The following is a 16,970-nucleotide window of genomic DNA, read 5'->3' as shown; positions in this document are numbered from 1 at the left end:
ATGGTAGTGGGTGGTGCCCGAGATGTTGCGGGTGCCGCCCGAGCCCGCGCCAGCCTCGTCGATGGCCTGGTGCATGGCGTCCAGCACCAGGGGGTTCTGGCCCTGGCCCAGATAGTCGTTGGAGCACCAGACCACCACCTCGCAGGAGGTCCCGTCCTCACGGGTCCAGGTCGCCTTCGGAAACGCGCCCCGGTGACGCTTCAGGTCGGCGAAGACCCGATAACGTCCCTCGGCATGGATCTGCTCGAGAGCGGTGCGAAACGCGGCCTTGTAATCCATCGACTTGAACTCACAGCGGTCCAGGGCCGTCATGGCCCCTCCAGTTTCCTAAACCCGTCGCCGGGCGGCGGACCTTGATGTAGGTCAACCTCCAGCCCCGCTTGATCCAGCGCAAGGCGGCGGGTCCTCGATGGGCGAGGGTCGAGGGCCGGCGTCCCGCCCGGAGGAGACGACATGATCTGGCTCCTGGCGCTGTCCATCGTGACGGCGGTTCCGCCCCCGCCGGCCGGGGTTCCGGGCTATATGAACGGGGGCCAGTTCGTCGCCATGTGCCTGGCCCAGGGCCCCGACGCCGAGGTCGGCGCCGTGCTCTGCCTCGGCTATCTGGTGGGCTCGGTCGACCAGTTGCTGGCGCGGGAGGCCAGGCGCTCGCCGGACCGCCGCACCATCTGCCTGCCCAAGGGCGCCACCGCCGAGCAGGTGCGCGAGGCGGTGATGACCCAGCTGGTGGCTCACCCGGAGGCCCAGGTCCACGCCGCCGCCGAGCTGATCCGCCTGTCCCTGGAGACCGAGTTCCCCTGCCCCGCGCCGGGGGAGACCCCCAAGCCCTGACGGTGAAGCTTGATCTCCGTCAAGGCGGGGCCGGGTGGGATTGGCGATTCTGACTCTAGTCTTTCCGGAGCACAGAGAGAGAATGGCTTTTCACCTGACCCCCTACCTCACCATGGTCATCGTCGGCTTCGTCAGCTTCATGGTCGTCCTGGCCTATGGCCGGTTCGTCACCCGCTCGGAGGACCGCAAGCCCCGCAAGTGATCCCGCCTCATCCGCCCACGCAAACGCCCGCCTCCAAGACCTGGATGGCGGGCGTTCTCATGAGCGGGAGACGCCTGGGCGCCGGGGCTTAGATTCAAAACTTGAGAGCACGTCGGGCGGCGGAACCGGTATCCACTTCCGCCTGATGTGCTCTAGTGGCTGAAGAGGACGAAGCGCTCGGGGCGGCGCAGGAAATCGCGGGTCACGCCCCCCAGCACCCATTCCTGCAGCCGGCTGTGGCCATAGGCGCCCGAGACGATGAGGTCGGCGCCGATCGCCTCGGCCTCGATGTTCAGTTCGATTCCAGCGCGGGCGGCCTCGGCGACCTTCACCCGCGGGCGGGCGGTCACGCCGTGGCTCTGCAGGTGACGGGCCACCTCCAGGGTGCGCTGCTCGGCCGCGTAGAGGCTGTCGGAATCGCAGACCTCCATCACCACCACCTCCTCGGCGCGCTTGAGGAAGGGCAGGGCGTCGGCGGCGGCGCGGCGGGCCTCGCGGCTGTCCTTCCACGCCACCACCACGCGCTCGGCGCGCAGGTCCACGGCGCCGGGCGGCGCCACCAGGACCGGACGGCCGCTCATCAGGATCAGTTCGGCGGGATCGGCGATGCGCAGGGGAGCGGTAGCGTCCAGGGGCGCGCAGCCGGCCACGATCAGGTCGGCGCGACGGCAAATTCGCGACAGGGCTGGGGCGGGCGGATCGCTGAGCGCCAGCCACTCGTGGCGGCCGGCGCCGACATGGCTGCGGAACAGGGCCTCGGCCGCGGCCAAGTCCTTGTCCACCTGCTCGCGGGCCAGGGTCGCCCACTCGGCGGCGACCATGCCATAGGGGTCGCTCAGCCCCATCCAGTCCACCACCTCGACGCCGACCCCCAGCAGGGTGGCGTCGAACTTGCGGGCGACCTGGGCCGCGAGCGTCAGGCGCTCGGCGGCTTGGGGATTGGATTCGGCGTGGACCAGGATGGTCGTGTAGGTCATCGAAGGTCCCTCACGCCGGAAGACGGTCTAGGCGGCCATGCGGGCCAGGGCGCCGCGATTGTTGACGCGGAAGCGGCGGGCGCCGGTGAACTCCACCACCAGGGCGCTCTGCAATTGGGTCAGCATGCGCGAGACGGTCTCGATGGTCAGGCCCAGATAGTCGGCCATGTCCTGGCGGCCCATGGGCAGGGTGACGGCCTCGGCGCTGCGGCGCTCGGCCAGCTCCATCAGGAAGCTCGCGACCTTTTCCGAGGCGGTCTTGCGGCCCAGCAGCAGCAGATGATCCTGGGTGCGGCTCAGTTCGCGGTTGGTTTCAGCCCAGACCAGACGCTGGAAAGCGTCCTCGCCGACCGCGGACCGGAGCGCCGAGGCCTTCAGCACCAGCACCACGCAGTCGCTCAGCGCCTCGGCCGAGAAGCGATGCAGGCCGTTGGTCTCAACCCCGAAGGTCTCCTCGGCGTAGTAGAAGCCGCCGATCTGACGCCGGCCGTCGCTCATCAGGCGCGAGGTGCGCACCGCGCCGCTGACGACCCGGTAGATGAAATCGGCTTCTTCGTCCTGGCCATAGATTTCCTCGTCCTTGGCGAAGGTCATCCGCACGCCCATCCGGGACATGACGTCGTTGGCCGGAGCGACGGCGGGAACGCCAAAGGCGGTGGTGGCTTGGGCTTCGTTGAGCAGATGGGCCTGGGTCATCAGCAAGTTCCCTCGGGTTGATGGACTATGGTTAGGCTTGCCGAAGGGCCTGCGAAATTCGGGACGTCCCCCTAAGTAGTTCTACGGAGGCGGCGCCGGCCCGTAGGGCCGATCTCCGGCGGACCGGGGGCAGACTGGGCGTTTGATCTCGATCAGGGCGGCCTCTCGACGATCGCGCAGGTTCGGGGTTGGAGGCCCGATGATCTCGAACGACGGACAATCGATGAATAGCGCTCCGCCGGGGCTGGCGCACGACGGCTGGGCGCGCCTGATCGCCAAGCCCATCCCCCTGGACACCTACCGGGAAAACGTCGCGGTGCTCTCGCGCCACTGCCACGCCCTGCGGCCCCAGCGACTGGTGGGCATGCGCAAGGTGGAGGTGCGCGCCGGCGGCCGCAGCCTGCTGGCCTCGCCCATGGTCTGCGACGATCCCAGCGTCGTGGGCGCCGACGAGGTCGGCCTGCCCGAGCCCCTGTTCCACCGCCTCGGCGTGCCGGCCGGCGCCAGCGTCGAGATCGCCCCGGCCCGGCCCGCGCGCAGCCTCGATCACGTCCGCGCCAAGGTGGCCGGCGAGACCCTGGGCCAGGCCCAGTTCGACGCCATCGCCCGCGACCTGGCCGACCATCGGTGGTCGGACATGGAGGTGGCGGCCTTCCTGATCGCCTGCGCCAGCTTCATGACCGCCGAGGAGACCCTGGCCCTGACCCGCTCCATGGTGTCGGTGGGCCGCAGGCTGACCTGGGAGCACGGCCTGGTGGTGGACAAGCACTGCATCGGCGGCATCCCCGGCAACCGCACCTCCCTGATCGTCGCCCCCATCGTCGCGGCCCACGGCCTGCGCATGCCCAAGACCTCCTCGCGCGCCATCACCTCGCCCGCCGGCACCGCCGACACCATGGAGGTCCTGGCCCGGGTCGACCTGGACGAGGCCGAGATGCGGCACGTGGTGGAAACCTGCGGCGCCTGCATCGTCTGGGGCGGGCGGGTCAATCTGTCCCCCGCCGACGACGTGCTGATCTCGGTGGAACGGCCGCTGTCCATCGACACCGCCGAACAGATGGTGGCCTCCATCCTGTCGAAGAAGATCGCGGCGGGCTCCAGCCACCTGGTGCTGGACGTGCCGGTGGGACCCTCGGCCAAGATTCGCGACGCCGGCGCCGCCCTGCGCCTGAAGAAGCTGTTCGAGTTCGTCGCCAGCCGCCTGGGTCTGAGCCTCGACGTCATCCTCAGCGATGGTCATCAGCCGGTCGGGCGCGGCGTCGGGCCGGTGCTGGAGGTCCGCGACGTCCTGGCCGTGCTGGAGAACCACAAGGACGCGCCGCTGGATCTGCGCGAAAAGGCCATCCGCCTGGCCGGCCGGGTGCTGGAGGCCGATCCCGCCCTGCCGATCGGCGCCGGCGAACACCGGGCCCGGGACCTGCTGGAGAGCGGCGCCGCGCGCCGCAAGCTCGACGACATGATCGCCGCCCAGGGGCCCTCGCCGATCAAGGCCGAACTGGGGAGCCTGGTCCATGAGGTGGCCGCGCCCCGCGACGGTCGCGTCGAGGCCATCGACTGCCTGCGCATCGCCACCATCGCGCGTCTGGCCGGAGCGCCCAACGACCCAGGGGCGGGCCTGGACCTGCTGTTCAAGGTCGGCGACACCGTGCGGGCCGGCGAGCCCCTGTTCCGCATCCACGGGTCGGAGCCCAGCGACTTCCACTTCGCCGTCGAGGCCGGCGGCGAGGACTGCGGCGTCAAGGTGTCGGCATGATCAGCGGCATCCACGCCTTCGCCGACGAACGGGCCCCGGCCTCGCGCCTGGCCGAGATGCTCGGGGCGCCCCTGCACATCTCCGGCCTGCACGTCTTTCCCGACGGGGAGAGCCTGCCGGAGGTCGGCCCGGCGACGGGCGATGTGGCCCTCTACCGCTCCCTCAACCGGCCCGACGCCAAGCTCATGCCCCTGCTGCTGGCCGCCGACGCCCTGCGCCGTCGCGGAGCCGGACGGGTGGTCCTGGTGGCGCCCTATCTCTGCTACATGCGCCAGGACGAGGTCTTCAGGCCTGGCCAGCCGCTGAGCCGCGACGTGGCCGGCCGGCTGCTGGGGGAGACCTTCGACGCCATCGTCACCGTCGAGCCGCACCTGCACCGGACCACGGACCTGGAGAGCGCCTTCAATGGCGCCGAGGTGGTGGCCCTGTCGGCCGCCGAGCCCCTGGCCGCGGCCCTGCCGCCGCCGCCGCCGGGCGCCCTGGTGATCGGTCCCGACATCGAGTCCGAGGCCTGGGCCGCCGCCCTGGCGCGCCACCTGGGAACCCCTCACGCCACCTTCCTCAAGACCCGACATGGCGACCGCGAGATCGAACTGACCTTCGCCGATCCCGCGCTCGTGGCGGGCCGCCACGTGGTGCTGATCGACGACGTCTGTTCGACCGGCGGGACGCTGGTGGCCGCCATCCGCCAGCTTCAGAGCTTCCAGGCCGCGGAGATCGACGTGGTGGTGACCCACGCCCTGTTCGACGCCGAGGCCGAGCTGCGCTTGCGCAAGGCCGGCGCGCGCCGGATCTTCTCCAGCGACTCGTGTCCCCACCCGACCAACGCCGCCTCGCTGGCGCCGTTGCTGGCCCAAGCCCTGAAAGACCTCAGCCTATGACCGTCGAGCTTACCTTCCACGGCGCGGCCGGTTGCGTCACCGGCTTCTGTGCGAGCCTGAAGACGGACAAGGCCACGGTGCTCATCGACTGCGGCATGTTCCAGGGCCCCAAGACCCTGAAGGCCCTGAACTACGATCCCTTTCCCTTCGACGTGAAGGAGGTCGACGCGGTCCTCCTGACCCATGCCCACATCGACCATTCGGGCCTGCTGCCCAAGCTCATGAAGGCCGGATTCAAGGGGCCGATCTACGCCACCGCCGCCACCCGAGACCTCTGCGAGATCATGCTCGCCGACGCCGGCGGTATCCAGGAGAGCGAGGTCGAGCAGCTCAATCGCCGCAATCAGCGGCGGGGCCGGCCCCTCGTCGAACCGATCTATCGCGCCGTTGACGCGGCACGGATCATGAAGCAGTTCGAACGGGTGAAGCTGGGGGAGACGGTCGCCGCCGTCCCGGGGATCAGGGCGGTCTATTGGGAGGCCGGCCACATCCTGGGCGCCACCTCCATCGAGGTCACCGTCGACACCGAGGAGGGGCCGGTCCGCATCCTGTTCTCCGGCGACTTCGGCCCGGGCGGGCGTGACTACATCCCCGATCCGCAGGGGCCGGCGGGCGTCGATCACCTGGTGATCGAGTCCACCTACGGGGATCGCCCGCGCGACCCCGTCGATCCCGCCATGCGCCGCCACAAGCTGGCCGAGGAGCTGAACGCGGCCCACGAGGCCGGCGGCCCGCTGCTGATACCGGCCTTCGCGGTCGAGCGTTCCCAGGAGCTGCTGGCCGACATCCTGACCCTGATCGACTCCGGCGAGGTGCCGGAGACCGACGTCTTCCTGGACTCGCCGCTGGCCATCAAGGCCTCGAAGATCTTCGTCGAGCGCGGCTGGAACAAGGACACCGGCTGGAACCCCTTCAAGGACGTCCGCGCCGCGGGCCGCCTGAAGTTCCTGGCCAAGCCCTGGGACAGCGACAGCCTCGACCGGCTCTCCGGCTGGCACATCATCATGGCCGGCAGCGGCATGTGCGACGCCGGGCGCATCCGCAAGCACCTGAAGCGCTGGCTGTGGGACCGGGGCGCCACCGTCCTGCTGCCTGGCTTCCAGGCCGCGGGCACCCTGGGTCGGCTGCTGGCGGAGGGCGCCAAGCGGGTCAAGATTCAAGGCGACGACGTCCGGGTGGCGGCGCGCATCCGCATCCTCGACGCCTATTCCGGCCACGCCGACGCCACGACCCTGACCTCCTGGGCCAAGGCGCGCCAGCCGGTGGGCGGCAAGGTCTTCCTGGTGCATGGCGAACCCGAAGCCCTGGAGGGCCTGCGCGAGCGACTGGTGGGCGCGGGCTTCGATCCCGAGTCGCTGATGGTCCCGGCCCTGGACGACTCCTACGTGATTGGCCGCACCACCGGGGTTCTCGAGCCCGGCGGCTCCCCGCGCCTGCCGCCCGAGGCGGCCGCGTCCCTCGACTGGCACAATGCGCGGGCCCGCCTGCTCATCGAACTGGACGAACGGCTCGAACGCGCCCGCTCCGACGCCGCGCGCGAGGCGATCCTGGCGCAGGTGTCCAGGGCCCTGGAGGCGCGTGAGTCAGCTTGACCAAGGTCAAGGCGGCCGGGTTCCAGACGGGATGAATTGAAATTCCCATCCGAAAGGAATCCCAATGGCCAAGTCCCTCGCCAAGAAGCTCTCCAACAACCTCGACGACGCCCTCGACGACGTCATGCACGAGTTGAAGCTCGCCTCCGAAAGCCTGGAGGAAGGCGCCGAGGACCAGTTCTCCAAGGCGTCCGCCGCCCTGACCAAGGCCGCCCACGCCCTGGCTGGCGAGGTGCGTGACCGCTCCGCCAAGGTGACCAAGACCGTCACCGCCGAGGCCAAGGAACATCCGGTGGCCGCGGCCACCGCTCTCGCCGTCGCCGCCGCGGCCCTGGTGGGGCTGGTGGTGGCCGCCCGGCGGTCCAAGCCGGACTGAGGCTCAATCGTGAATGGGGTAGGGCGCCGCCTTGGCGATCACCTTCTCCAGACCGGGATGCGGGGGTCCTTCGTCGGCCTCCGCCTCTTCCTCGTCGGCCTCTGTCTCGGCCACCTTCGGGGAGGGCAGGAAGGTGCGCACCAGGGCGGTGAACGCGGCGGCGAAGAATCCCAGGCCATCGCGGACCGGGTGCGGCAGCTTCGCGGGCTCTGGGGTCTCGGCGGGCATCTTCATCTCCACGGGCCAGCATCCTGGACGCTGAGCATGCGCTCGCCTTGATGGGGATCAAGCGCCTTCGGCGAGCCTGCGCCCGACCTTGAGCGACATCAAAGCGAGTCGGCATACAAGCTGGGATGAAGACGTCTTATCTGATGGAGCGTTCCATGGCCCTCGCTGACATTCTGCTGCACATCGACTCCTATCCCGACCCCACGCCCCTGGAGACGGTCGATGAGGCCCTCACACTCGCCGCCAGGCTCGGGGGCAAGGTCACGGCCCTGGCCCTACAGGTGGCGATCCCGGTGAAGTCCAACCTCCTGGCCGAACAGCTGGTGGGTCTGACCGCCCTGGCCGCCGAAGAGGAGGCCAGGAGCCTGGAGGCCTGCCGGACCCGGACCGAGCACTTCTCCAAGGCCGCGGCCCAGGCCGGCCTGGCGGCCGACGCCGTGATCGAACGGGTCCATATCCACGAACTGGCCGAGCATGTCGCGCGTCGGGCCCGGACACGGGACGTCTGCATTGTCCCGCTGGCGGGGAAATATGATGGCCAGGGAGAGGTGGCGCAGCGGGTGATCTTCAGTTCCGGCCGCCCCGCCCTGGTGTTCAAGTCCGGGACCGTCGGCAAGGGCGATGAGCTTGGGACCGTGGTGGTGGCCTGGGACGGCAGCCGTTTCGCCGCCCGCGCCATGGCCGACGCCCTGCCGATCCTGGTCCGGGCCAAGCAGGTCAGGATCCTGACCATCGTCAACGAAAAGCCCTCCGCCACCTCCGGCCTGGGCGCCGAGGCCGTGCGGCACCTGGCGACCCATGGCGTGAAGGCGGTGGTGGACGAGGTCGACGCCAAGGGCCACGCCATCGGCCCGGTGCTGGACCGCTATCTGGAGGAGAAGTCCCCCGACCTGTTCGTCATGGGCGCCTATGGCCATTCGCGCCTGCGAGAGCTGATCCTCGGCGGCGCCACCGAGCGGATGCTGCACGACCCCACGGTTCCGATCTTCCTCTCGCACTAGCCACCCCGGGGCAGTTGACCCCTGTCAAAGCGGGGCCGTACGCTAGGGGCCACAACTTGCGGTCATTGGAGGACCAACCCATGACCTACCGCGACATTCTCGTGCAGATCGATGAAACTCCGGCCTCGGCGGCGCGCGCCATTACTGCCGCGGGATTGGCGGCCAAGTTCCAGGCGCAGCTGACGGGCGTGTTCCTGAAGAGCGAGTTCTTCCAGAACTACATGGCGGCCGACGCCATGGCCTACATGTCGCCCTCCGACATCGATCGTCTGCTGAAGGAGCATGCCGCGGCGACCCTGAAGGCTTCGGAGGACGCCCGGGAGCGCTTCGAGCGCGCCGCCTCCGAGGCCGGCGTGGTTTCCGACTGGCAGGTGATCGACGGGGACTATGACGGCGCCCTGATCGCCTATGCCCGGCGCTTCGACCTGACGGTCATGCCCCCGGCGGCCACGGCCGCCCTAGGCACGAACAAGGTCTCGGCCGCCGATCTCGGCCTGGCCAGCGGCGGCCCGGTGCTGGTGGTCGGCGAGCAGGGTGGCTCGCCCCATGTCGGCGCCAAGATCCTGGTGGCCTGGAAAGGCACGCGCGAGTCGGCCCGGGCCCTGCGCGACGCCATGCCCTTCCTGATGACCGCCGACGAGGTCCATGTGCTGGTGGTCTCGCCCCACGGCGAAGGCGGCCCCGATGGGGCGCTGCAGCGCCACCTGGAGCGGCACGGCCTGAAGGCCAAGCTGATCGTCGACCCCAGCGACGACATCTCCGCCGCCGAGGTCTTGCGCCGGCAGGTCAAGGCCCTCAGGGCCGACCTGGTGGTCATGGGGCTCTATGGCCGGCCGCGCATGCAGGAGCTGGTGCTGGGCGGGGTGTCCCACGACCTGCTGCGCGATCCCCCCGCGGCCCTGCTGATCTCCCACTAGAGCATGTCAGGCGGAAGTGGATACCGGTTCCGCCGCCCGACGTGCTCTCATGTTTTGAATCTAGACCCTGACCGTTTCAGATGGGTCCATCTGAAACGGTCAGGGTCTAGAGCGTGACAGCCTGAACCGCGGCGGGGCTGCGATCCTGGAGGAGGTGTCCTATCTCGCACGCTGACACGGTCGCGCGCGATGCGCTGGCGGAGGCGGCCCGCCGATGAGGACGAGCCACGGCCGCAGCTTCACCCACGATATCGTTCAGCGCCTGGGTCAGGAGATCGTCTGCGGCGTCTATGGCGCCCAGAACCCCTTTCCCATCGAGGCGGAGCTTTGCCGACGCCTGGGGGTGAGCCGCAGCGTGCTGCGCGAGGCGGTCAAGATGCTGACCACCAAGGGCCTGCTCAACGCCCGTCCGCGCCAGGGCACCTGGGTCGAGCCGGAGAGCAACTGGAACCTGCTGGATCCCGACGTGCTGCGCTGGTTCCTGGAGCGCAAGTTCTCGCCGACCCTGCTGCTGGAGTTCACCCAGGTGCGGCTGGCCATCGAACCCTTGGCCGCCTCCATGGCCGCGCGGCTGGCGGGGCCCGAGGCCAAGGCCAGCATCGCCGCGGCCCTGGACCGGATGAAGGCCGCCGAGCGGGGCGAGGACGATCCTCTGGAGTCCGACATCGCTTTCCACGTCGCCATCCTGCGGGCCAGCGGCAACCGGTTCCTGACCCAGATGCGGGACCTGATCGACGTGGCCCTGCGCACGTCCATCCGGCTCACCAGCCGCCGCAAGGGCGCCCGCCTGGCCAGCGTGTCGGATCACCAGCGGGTCGCCGAAGCGATCCTGGCCGGTGATGCCGAGGCGGCGAGCCAGGCCATGCGCGACCTCATGCTCGAGGCCCTGACCCTGATCGAGAAGGAAGCCGCCGCGCCCGCCTAAGCGGTCGCGGCCTCATGGCTGTAGATGTCGCACAGCAGACCCAGGACCCGCATCGCCGCGGGATCGGCCAGCCGGTAGAAGATGGTCTGAGCGTCGCGGCGCGTCTCCACCAGGCCCTCGGCGCGCATCTTGGCCAGGTGCTGCGAGGTCGCTGACTGGGCCATCCGGGCGTGGGCGGAGAGGGTTCCCACCGAGGCCTCGCCCTCGATCAGGCGGCAGAGCAGCAGCAGGCGCTGCTCGTTGGCCAGCAGCTTGAGCAGGCGCGCCGCCGATTGGGCGCTGCCTTCCAGCTGCGAGAGCTCGCCGGAGGAGGGGCGGGGCAGGAGGTCGTCGGTCATCTGCTCAACTCAGAATGTGCGCAGGCAGGATCAAGGCGATCACCCCGCCTTGGCCGGCCGGCCGTCATCGCGCAGCACCACATAGATCGCCGGGATGACCAGGACGGTGAGTAGGGTCGAGGAGGCCAGGCCGAACAGCAGCGAGATCGCCAGGCCCTGGAAGATCGGGTCGGTCAGGATCACGGCCGCCCCGATCATGGCCGCCGCCGCCGTCAGCACGATGGGCTTGAAGCGGATGGCCCCGGCCTCCAGCAGCACCTCGCGCAGGGCGCGGCCTTCCGTCTGGCTGTGGCGGATGAAGTCCACCAGCAGGATCGAGTTTCGTACGATGATGCCGGCGAGCGCGATGAAGCCGATCATCGAGGTGGCGGTGAAGGGCGCCTGGAACAGGATGTGGCCGATGACGATCCCCACCAGGGTCAGCGGGATCGGCGTCAGGATCACCAGGGGCAGGCGGAAGCTTTTGAACTGGGCCACCACCAAGACGTAGATGCCGAGGATCGCCACCCCGAAGGCCGCGCCCATGTCGCGGAAGGTCACCCAGGTGATCTCCCATTCGCCGTCCCACAGCACCGTGGGCCGGCTCTCGTCGGTCGGCTGGCCGTGCATGCGGATATCGGGCTTGGGGACGTCCTTCCAGTCGGCTTGGCGGATGGCCTTGTCCACCGCCATCATGCCGTAGATGGGCGCCTCATAGGCCCCGGCGAGTTCGCCCATGATCATGTCGACGTCGCGGCCGTCGCGGCGGAAGATGTGGGTCGCGCCGGCTTCCTGCGAGGCGGTGACCACCTCGTCCAGGGCCACCAGCCGGCCGGACCCTTGCGAGACCGCCACCGGCAGGGCCGAGAGCCCTTCACCCCAGCTCCGGGCGGACTGCGGCAGGCGCACGGAGATCTCCAGGGGATCGCGGCCCTCGCCGCGATGGGCATAGCCCACCACCTGGCCGCCCAGGGCCGCGGCGATGGAGTCGTAGACATCGCGGTCGCTGACCTTCAGGGCCTCCAGGCGATCGCGGTCGGGAACCAGGCGCAGGCCCGGCCGCGGCTGGCCGTAGCTGTCGTCGATGTCGACGATGTAGGGCACGGAGTGGAAGGTCGCCTTGACCTGTTCGGCCACGGCGCGCCGGGTCTTGGCGTCGGGGCCATAGACCTCGGCCAGCAGGGTGGCCATCACCGGCGGTCCCGGGGGCGCCTCCACCACCTTGATCGCCGCGCCGGCGGGCAGGGCGATCGCGGCCAGCTTGCGGCGCAGGTCGAGGGCGATGGCGTGGCTGTTGCGATGGCGGTCGTCCTTGGGCGCCAGGGCGACGGAGAGGTCGCCCATCTCCGGCTTGTTGCGCTGGTAGTAGTGCCGCACCAGGCCGTTGAAGTTGAAGGGCGAGGCCGTGCCGGCATAGGCGTCGATGGCGGTGACCTCCGGCAGGGCCCGGGTGATCACCGCGGCGTCGGCCAGGGTCCGCTCGGTGGCCTCCAGCGAGGTCCCCTCCGGCATGTCCAGCACCACCTGCAGCTCGGATTTGTTGTCGAAGGGCAGGAGCTTCACGGTCACCGTCTTGGTGGCGAACATGGCGCAGGCCACCAGGGTGGCCAGGCCCACGGCGATCAGGAAGGTCCAGGCGCTGCGGCGGGTGGCGATCACCCGGCCGGCGACCTTGCGATAGACCGCGCCCAGCTTGCCTTCGCCGTGGTGGCCATGACCTGCATCGAGCGTCTTGCGGGCGAAGCGGACCATCAGCCAAGGCGCGATGACCACGGCCACGAAGAAGGAGAAGACCATGGCGGCCGAGGCGTTGACCGGGATCGGCGCCATGTAGGGGCCCATTAGGCCCGAGACGAACAACATCGGCAGCAGGGCGGAGACCACCGTGAGGGTCGCCACCACGGTGGGGTTGCCCACCTCGGCTACGGCCTCGACGGCGGCGTCGATCCGGCTGCGTCCGTCGGCCATCGCCCAGTGGCGGGCGATGTTCTCGATCATGACGATCGCGTCGTCGACGAGGATGCCGATGGAGAAGATCAGGGCGAACAGGCTGACCCGGTTGATGGTGTAGCCCATCAGGTTTGACGCGAAGAGGGTCAGCAGGATGGTGGTGGGGATGACCACGGCGGTCACCGCGGCTTCCCGCCAGCCGATGGCGAAGCCGATCAGGATGACGATGGAGATGGTGGCCAGGCCCAGGTGGAACAGAAGCTCGTTGGCCTTTTCGTTGGCGGTCTCGCCATAGTCTCGGGTGACCGCGACGCTCAGGCTGTCGGGCAGCAGGGTCCCCTTCAGGGCCTCGACGCGGGCGAGGACCGCGTGGGAGACGACGACGGCGTTGGCGCCCTTGCGCTTGGCGATGGCCAGGCTGACGGCCGGCGCCTCGCTCCAGCCCTGGACGGTTCGCGCATAGCGCCAGGCGCGGGCCTGGTCCTCGCGCGGCGCCATCACCACCTGGGCCACGTCGCGGACATAGACGGTCTCGCCCTTGGCGGAGGGCAGGGCCAGCAGGCCGATCTCGGTGGCGTCGGTCAGGGTGCGGCCGGCGGTGACGTCGACGGCCTGGCCGCCATTGCGCACCTGGCCGGCGGGGAAGGCGCGGTTGGCCTGGCGGATGGTGTCCATCAGCCCGCCCAGGGAGACGCCGTGCAGGGCGAGCTTGGCGGGATCGGGCTCGACCCGGATCTCCTGGGGCCGGCCGCCGACGATGAAGGTCAGGCCGACATCGTCGACCTTGGCCACCTCGGTGCGCAGCTTGCCCGCCAGTTCATAGAGCGCTTGGTCGGTCCACTGGCCGGCCGCGCCGGGCTTGGGGGAGAGCGTCAGGACCAGGCTCGGGACGTCGTTGATGCCCCGGGTCTGGATCAGGGGTTCGGGAATGCCGGCCGGGATGCGGTCGTAGTTGGCGCGCACCTTCTCGTGGATGCGGACCGCCGCAGCGTCGGGATCGACGCCGACCTTGAAGCGGGCGGTGACCATGACCTGGTTGTCGTCGGCGAAGGTGTAGACGTGCTCCACCTCGGCCACGCTCTTGACGATGGTCTCCAGGGGCTTGCCCACCAGCTCCACGGCGTCCGGCGCGCGCAGGCCCGGCGCTGAGACCATGATGTCCACCATGGGCACGCTGATCTGCGGCTCCTCCTCCCGGGGGATGGAGGCGAGCGCCAGCAGGCCGACGGCGATGGCGGCCAGCAGGAAGAGCGGCGTCAGGGGCGAGCGGATGGTGGCCCTTGTCAGCCGTCCGGAGAGGCCGAGGTTCATCGCACCGTCCCCGCAGGGGTCAGGACGTCGCCGGGGCGAAGTCCGGAAAGGATCTCCACCGTGTCGGCCGTGGGCCCGGCGGTGGTCTGGACGGGTGTCTCGGAGACCGTGCCGTCGGCCCGAATCAGGCGGACATAGTCGACCCCGAAGCGGGTGGAGACATAGGCCCGCGGCGCCACCAGGGCCTGGCGCTCGCCGATCTTGACCCGGGCGCGCACGCGCTGGCCGATCAGATCCTGGGGCAGGCCGGGGGCGGTGATGTCGGCGGTGGCCTGGCCGGCGGTGATCGAGGGATAGACCTGGGTGATGGCGCCGGCGGTGGCGATCCCACGCAGATCCTCGGCCGCCAGCTGGACGACGTCGCCGACCTTCAGGGCGCGGGCCTGGCCCTCGGGCAGTTCGACCCGGACGACCATGGGGCCGGCGGTGATGCGGGCGACAGACTGGCCCGCCATGACCACCGAGCCGATGGGCACGTTGGCGATCAGGACCCGTCCGGCGGCGGGCGCCAGGATCGCGCCCTGGGCGCCGAGTTCGGCGCTGGCGGCGCGCTGGGCGCGGGCCGCGGCGAGGTTGGCCTCCGCGGCCTTGGCCTGGGCCTCCACCTGATCGAGGCGGGCCTGGGCGTAGACGCCCTGGTTGAAGAGGGTGCGAGTGCGGGCGAGATCGGCGCGGGCCCGGGCGGCCTCGGCGGCGGCGGCGGCGGTCTGGGCGTCGAAGGCGCCCGTCTGCAGGGTCAGGCGGTCGTCCTTGACCCGGGCGATGAGCTGGCCCTGGCGGACGATGTCGCCCTCCTTGACCTCCAGGCTCACCAGCAGACCCGAGATCCGCGCCCGGGCCTCGGCCATGTCGCGGGTGGTGAGCGTGCCCGGCACGGGCTTCAGGTCGGCGATCGGCTGGCTGCGGATCGTCAGCCGTCCGGCCACGGGCGCGCTCTTGGCGACGGGGGGCGTCGGCGTGGTTTCGCCGCAGGCGCCCAGCAGCAGGGCCGCGCCCAAGGCTCCGATCAGATACGGCCGTGCCGCCATGGTTCGCCCTCCCGGTGTCTGTGATTAGGCGCGGTCGCGGACCGAGCCGGTGTCGCTGTCGAGGGTGACCGTCGGCAGGCCCGCCGCCTTCCAGGCCATGATGCCGCCGGCCAGGTGGGAGTCGATGGCGTGGCCGGCCTTCTGGCAGCGGTCGATCGCCGTGGCCGAGCGTTTGCCCGAGCCGCACTGCAGGACCATCAGCCTGTCGCCCGCCGCCGGCAGGACGCTGGGGTCGAAGGTCGAGAGCGGGAAGTTGAGGGCGCCGTGAATGCGTTCGGCGGCGAATTCCGCGGGCTCGCGCACGTCGATCAGCAGGATGGCGTGGGCGTCGAGATCAGCCTTCACCTGTTGCGGGGTGAGGTCCTTGGTCTTGGGTGCGGCGAACATGACGAGGCTCCTTAGGGCGGCCAGTAAATTCATAGTTGCGCATATGCAGACTGTCGCATATAAAGTCAAGCCATCAAGGCGAGACCCTAGAGGGGCCGCTCGCGCGCCGACGTGATCGATATCAAAGCCCGCCGCCCCGATGGGGTCGAGGCTTCCGTCACGAGAGCGCCGTTGGAGGAGACTGACCGTGGCCAAGCCGAGAATCGTGATCCTGGGCGCCGGACTGGGCGGCGCCATTGCCGCCTTCGAGATCAAGGACGCCGTCGGCGACCGGGCCGAGGTCAGCGTCGTCTCGCAGGGCGACGTCTTCCACTTCGTGCCGTCCAACCCCTGGGTCGCCGTCCACTGGCGCAAGCGCGACGCGATCGAGGTCAAGCTGCCGCCGGTGTTCAAGAAGCGCGGCGTCGCCTTCACCGGGGTCGGCGCCAAGAAGGTGTCCCCGGCCGACAACCGGATCGAGCTCAATGACGGTGCGGTCCTGGACTACGACTATCTGGTGATCGCCACCGGCCCTGAGCTGGCCTTCGACGAAATTCCGGGCCTGGGGCCGCACGGCGGCTTCACTCAGTCGGTATGCCATGTCGATCACGCCGAGATGGCGGCGGCCGCCTTCGACCGGTTCGTCGAGGCCCCGGGCCCCATCGTGGTGGGCGCCGTGCAGGGCGCCTCCTGCTTCGGCCCGGCCTACGAGTTCGCCATGCTCCTCGACACCGAGCTCAAGCGCCGCAAGCTCCGCGATCGGGTGCCGATGACCTTCGTCACCTCCGAACCCTATATCGGCCACCTGGGCCTGGATGGGGTCGGCGACACCAAGGGCCTGCTCGAGAGCGAGATGCGCAACCGGCACATCAAATGGGTCACCAACGCCAAGGTGACGTCTGTCGAGCCCGGGCTGATGCACGTCGAGGAGATCGCCGAGGACGGATCGGTCAAGACCACCCACGACCTGCCCTTCACTTTTTCCATGATGCTGCCGGCGTTCCGTGGCGTTGCCGCGGTGCGCGGGATCGACGGCCTGACCAATCCGCGCGGCTTCATCGTTGTCGACAAGCACCAGCGCAACCCGACCTTCCCCAATGTCTTCGCGCTCGGGGTCTGCGTGGCCATCGCGCCGACGGGAAAGACCCCGGTTCCGGTTGGCGTGCCCAAGACCGGCTTCATGATCGAGAGCATGGTGACCGCCATCGCCAAGAACCTGGGTCAGATCCTGGACGGGCAGGCGGCCACCAACGAGGCGACCTGGAACGCCTTCTGCCTGGCCGATTTCGGGGATGGCGGCGTCGCGTTCGTCGCCCAGCCGCAGATCCCGCCGCGCAACGTCAACTGGGCGGCCGAGGGCAAGTGGGTCCACTTGGCCAAGGTGGCCTTCGAAAAGTACTTCCTGAGCAAGATCAAGCGCGGCGAGAGCGAGCCTTTCTACGAAAAGCTGGCCCTCGACGTGATGGGCCTGCGCAAGATCAAGGGCTAGGCCATGCGCCAGTTCATGTCCCGCCTGCAGCACGGCCAATCGCGCGCCCGACGCAGCGTCGCTAGCGCAATGAGCGCAAGCCAAATCGTCGCCTGGACGCGCCAGGCCCTGGCCGAAGTCCGGCCGATCT

At 69.7% G+C, this 16,970-nt stretch carries 16 protein-coding genes and 1 pseudogene; 9 read left to right on the top strand and 8 right to left on the bottom strand.

Annotated features, from left to right (window positions below; translation table 11 throughout):
- A pseudogene (locus Q7T09_RS08700) lies at positions 1-279 on the bottom strand (aminotransferase class I/II-fold pyridoxal phosphate-dependent enzyme); the annotation flags it as partial.
- 174 nt (positions 280-453) lie between these two features.
- Between Q7T09_RS08700 and Q7T09_RS08695 the strand changes: the two are divergent.
- Positions 454-831: a Rap1a/Tai family immunity protein gene (locus Q7T09_RS08695; RefSeq protein WP_304699208.1), complete on the top strand. Its 378-nt coding sequence runs from the start codon at positions 454-456 to the stop codon at positions 829-831.
- A gap of 354 nt (positions 832-1,185) precedes the next feature.
- On the opposite strand, the gene Q7T09_RS08690 is transcribed toward Q7T09_RS08695, so the two are convergent.
- Positions 1,186-2,010: a universal stress protein gene (locus tag Q7T09_RS08690; protein WP_304699207.1), complete on the bottom strand. Its 825-nt coding sequence runs from the start codon at positions 2,008-2,010 to the stop codon at positions 1,186-1,188.
- Between the two features lie 27 nt (positions 2,011-2,037).
- Positions 2,038-2,706 carry a helix-turn-helix domain-containing protein gene (locus Q7T09_RS08685; RefSeq protein WP_304699206.1) on the bottom strand — a complete coding sequence of 223 codons (669 nt, stop codon included), beginning with the start codon at positions 2,704-2,706 and terminating at the stop codon, positions 2,038-2,040.
- Between the two features lie 223 nt (positions 2,707-2,929).
- On the opposite strand from Q7T09_RS08685, the gene Q7T09_RS08680 reads away from it, so the two are divergent.
- The 4 genes from Q7T09_RS08680 to Q7T09_RS08665 all read left to right on the top strand — a co-directional run bounded on the left by Q7T09_RS08680 (position 2,930) and on the right by Q7T09_RS08665 (position 7,308).
- Complete coding sequence (locus Q7T09_RS08680; protein ID WP_304699205.1) at positions 2,930-4,459, top strand: thymidine phosphorylase family protein; 1,530 nt, start codon at positions 2,930-2,932, stop codon at positions 4,457-4,459.
- Positions 4,456-5,340 carry a ribose-phosphate diphosphokinase gene (locus Q7T09_RS08675; protein ID WP_304699204.1) on the top strand — a complete coding sequence of 295 codons (885 nt, stop codon included), beginning with the start codon at positions 4,456-4,458 and terminating at the stop codon, positions 5,338-5,340. The genes Q7T09_RS08680 and Q7T09_RS08675 overlap by 4 nt, the downstream gene beginning before the upstream one ends.
- Positions 5,337-6,932, top strand: coding sequence for an MBL fold metallo-hydrolase (locus Q7T09_RS08670; protein WP_304699203.1), 1,596 nt, complete (start codon positions 5,337-5,339; stop codon positions 6,930-6,932). The genes Q7T09_RS08675 and Q7T09_RS08670 overlap by 4 nt, the downstream gene beginning before the upstream one ends.
- 64 nt (positions 6,933-6,996) lie before the next feature.
- Positions 6,997-7,308 carry a hypothetical protein gene (locus Q7T09_RS08665; RefSeq protein WP_304699202.1) on the top strand — a complete coding sequence of 104 codons (312 nt, stop codon included), beginning with the start codon at positions 6,997-6,999 and terminating at the stop codon, positions 7,306-7,308.
- A gap of 3 nt (positions 7,309-7,311) precedes the next feature.
- On the opposite strand, the gene Q7T09_RS08660 is transcribed toward Q7T09_RS08665, so the two are convergent.
- Positions 7,312-7,536, bottom strand: a complete 225-nt coding sequence (locus Q7T09_RS08660; protein ID WP_304699201.1) for a hypothetical protein — start codon at positions 7,534-7,536, stop codon at positions 7,312-7,314.
- A gap of 155 nt (positions 7,537-7,691) precedes the next feature.
- Between Q7T09_RS08660 and Q7T09_RS08655 the strand changes: the two genes are divergently transcribed.
- From Q7T09_RS08655 to Q7T09_RS08645, 3 genes are all read left to right on the top strand, one after another.
- Positions 7,692-8,537, top strand: a complete 846-nt coding sequence (locus Q7T09_RS08655) for a universal stress protein (protein ID WP_304699200.1) — start codon at positions 7,692-7,694, stop codon at positions 8,535-8,537.
- Between the two features lie 80 nt (positions 8,538-8,617).
- Positions 8,618-9,454: a universal stress protein gene (locus tag Q7T09_RS08650; RefSeq protein WP_304699199.1), complete on the top strand. Its 837-nt coding sequence runs from the start codon at positions 8,618-8,620 to the stop codon at positions 9,452-9,454.
- A 214-nt stretch (positions 9,455-9,668) separates the two neighbouring features.
- Positions 9,669-10,379 carry a FadR/GntR family transcriptional regulator gene (locus Q7T09_RS08645; protein WP_304699198.1) on the top strand — a complete coding sequence of 237 codons (711 nt, stop codon included), beginning with the start codon at positions 9,669-9,671 and terminating at the stop codon, positions 10,377-10,379.
- On the opposite strand, the gene Q7T09_RS08640 is transcribed toward Q7T09_RS08645, so the two are convergent.
- The 4 genes from Q7T09_RS08640 to Q7T09_RS08625 are packed head-to-tail and all read right to left on the bottom strand — an operon-like array spanning position 10,376 to position 15,372.
- The gene (locus Q7T09_RS08640) at positions 10,376-10,717 is read right to left on the bottom strand and encodes a helix-turn-helix transcriptional regulator (RefSeq protein ID WP_304699197.1); all 342 of its coding nucleotides are present in this window, start codon (positions 10,715-10,717) and stop codon (positions 10,376-10,378) included. The genes Q7T09_RS08645 and Q7T09_RS08640 overlap by 4 nt on opposite strands.
- A 39-nt stretch (positions 10,718-10,756) precedes the next feature.
- Positions 10,757-13,957 carry an efflux RND transporter permease subunit gene (locus Q7T09_RS08635; RefSeq protein ID WP_304699196.1) on the bottom strand — a complete coding sequence of 1,067 codons (3,201 nt, stop codon included), beginning with the start codon at positions 13,955-13,957 and terminating at the stop codon, positions 10,757-10,759.
- Complete coding sequence (locus Q7T09_RS08630) at positions 13,954-14,985, bottom strand: efflux RND transporter periplasmic adaptor subunit (protein ID WP_304699195.1); 1,032 nt, start codon at positions 14,983-14,985, stop codon at positions 13,954-13,956. Before Q7T09_RS08630 ends, Q7T09_RS08635 begins: the two co-directional genes overlap by 4 nt.
- A gap of 24 nt (positions 14,986-15,009) precedes the next feature.
- Positions 15,010-15,372: a rhodanese-like domain-containing protein gene (locus Q7T09_RS08625; RefSeq protein WP_304699194.1), complete on the bottom strand. Its 363-nt coding sequence runs from the start codon at positions 15,370-15,372 to the stop codon at positions 15,010-15,012.
- 187 nt (positions 15,373-15,559) lie between these two features.
- Between Q7T09_RS08625 and Q7T09_RS08620 the strand changes: the two genes are divergently transcribed.
- Positions 15,560-16,840 carry an NAD(P)/FAD-dependent oxidoreductase gene (locus Q7T09_RS08620; RefSeq protein WP_304699193.1) on the top strand — a complete coding sequence of 427 codons (1,281 nt, stop codon included), beginning with the start codon at positions 15,560-15,562 and terminating at the stop codon, positions 16,838-16,840.
- The last annotated feature ends 130 nt before the right edge of the window (positions 16,841-16,970 follow it).

Source organism: Phenylobacterium sp. (genome assembly GCF_030645195.1).
In the GTDB taxonomy this organism is placed as follows: Bacteria; Pseudomonadota; Alphaproteobacteria; order Caulobacterales; family Caulobacteraceae; genus Phenylobacterium.
This window is presented reverse-complemented; position numbering and strand designations above follow the sequence as displayed.

Bases quoted from the DNA above. Each gene is read 5' to 3' on its own strand.
- Q7T09_RS08695 (WP_304699208.1), top strand. From the start codon at position 454: ATGATCTGGCTCCTGGCGCTGTCCATCGTGACGGCGGTTCCGCCCCCG.
- Q7T09_RS08690 (WP_304699207.1), bottom strand. From the start codon at position 2,010: ATGACCTACACGACCATCCTGGTCCACGCCGAATCCAATCCCCAAGCC.
- Q7T09_RS08685 (WP_304699206.1), bottom strand. From the start codon at position 2,706: ATGACCCAGGCCCATCTGCTCAACGAAGCCCAAGCCACCACCGCCTTT.
- Q7T09_RS08680 (WP_304699205.1), top strand. From the start codon at position 2,930: ATGAATAGCGCTCCGCCGGGGCTGGCGCACGACGGCTGGGCGCGCCTG.
- Q7T09_RS08675 (WP_304699204.1), top strand. From the start codon at position 4,456: ATGATCAGCGGCATCCACGCCTTCGCCGACGAACGGGCCCCGGCCTCG.
- Q7T09_RS08670 (WP_304699203.1), top strand. From the start codon at position 5,337: ATGACCGTCGAGCTTACCTTCCACGGCGCGGCCGGTTGCGTCACCGGC.
- Q7T09_RS08665 (WP_304699202.1), top strand. From the start codon at position 6,997: ATGGCCAAGTCCCTCGCCAAGAAGCTCTCCAACAACCTCGACGACGCC.
- Q7T09_RS08660 (WP_304699201.1), bottom strand. From the start codon at position 7,536: ATGCCCGCCGAGACCCCAGAGCCCGCGAAGCTGCCGCACCCGGTCCGC.
- Q7T09_RS08655 (WP_304699200.1), top strand. From the start codon at position 7,692: ATGGCCCTCGCTGACATTCTGCTGCACATCGACTCCTATCCCGACCCC.
- Q7T09_RS08650 (WP_304699199.1), top strand. From the start codon at position 8,618: ATGACCTACCGCGACATTCTCGTGCAGATCGATGAAACTCCGGCCTCG.
- Q7T09_RS08645 (WP_304699198.1), top strand. From the start codon at position 9,669: ATGAGGACGAGCCACGGCCGCAGCTTCACCCACGATATCGTTCAGCGC.
- Q7T09_RS08640 (WP_304699197.1), bottom strand. From the start codon at position 10,717: ATGACCGACGACCTCCTGCCCCGCCCCTCCTCCGGCGAGCTCTCGCAG.
- Q7T09_RS08635 (WP_304699196.1), bottom strand. From the start codon at position 13,957: ATGAACCTCGGCCTCTCCGGACGGCTGACAAGGGCCACCATCCGCTCG.
- Q7T09_RS08630 (WP_304699195.1), bottom strand. From the start codon at position 14,985: ATGGCGGCACGGCCGTATCTGATCGGAGCCTTGGGCGCGGCCCTGCTG.
- Q7T09_RS08625 (WP_304699194.1), bottom strand. From the start codon at position 15,372: ATGTTCGCCGCACCCAAGACCAAGGACCTCACCCCGCAACAGGTGAAG.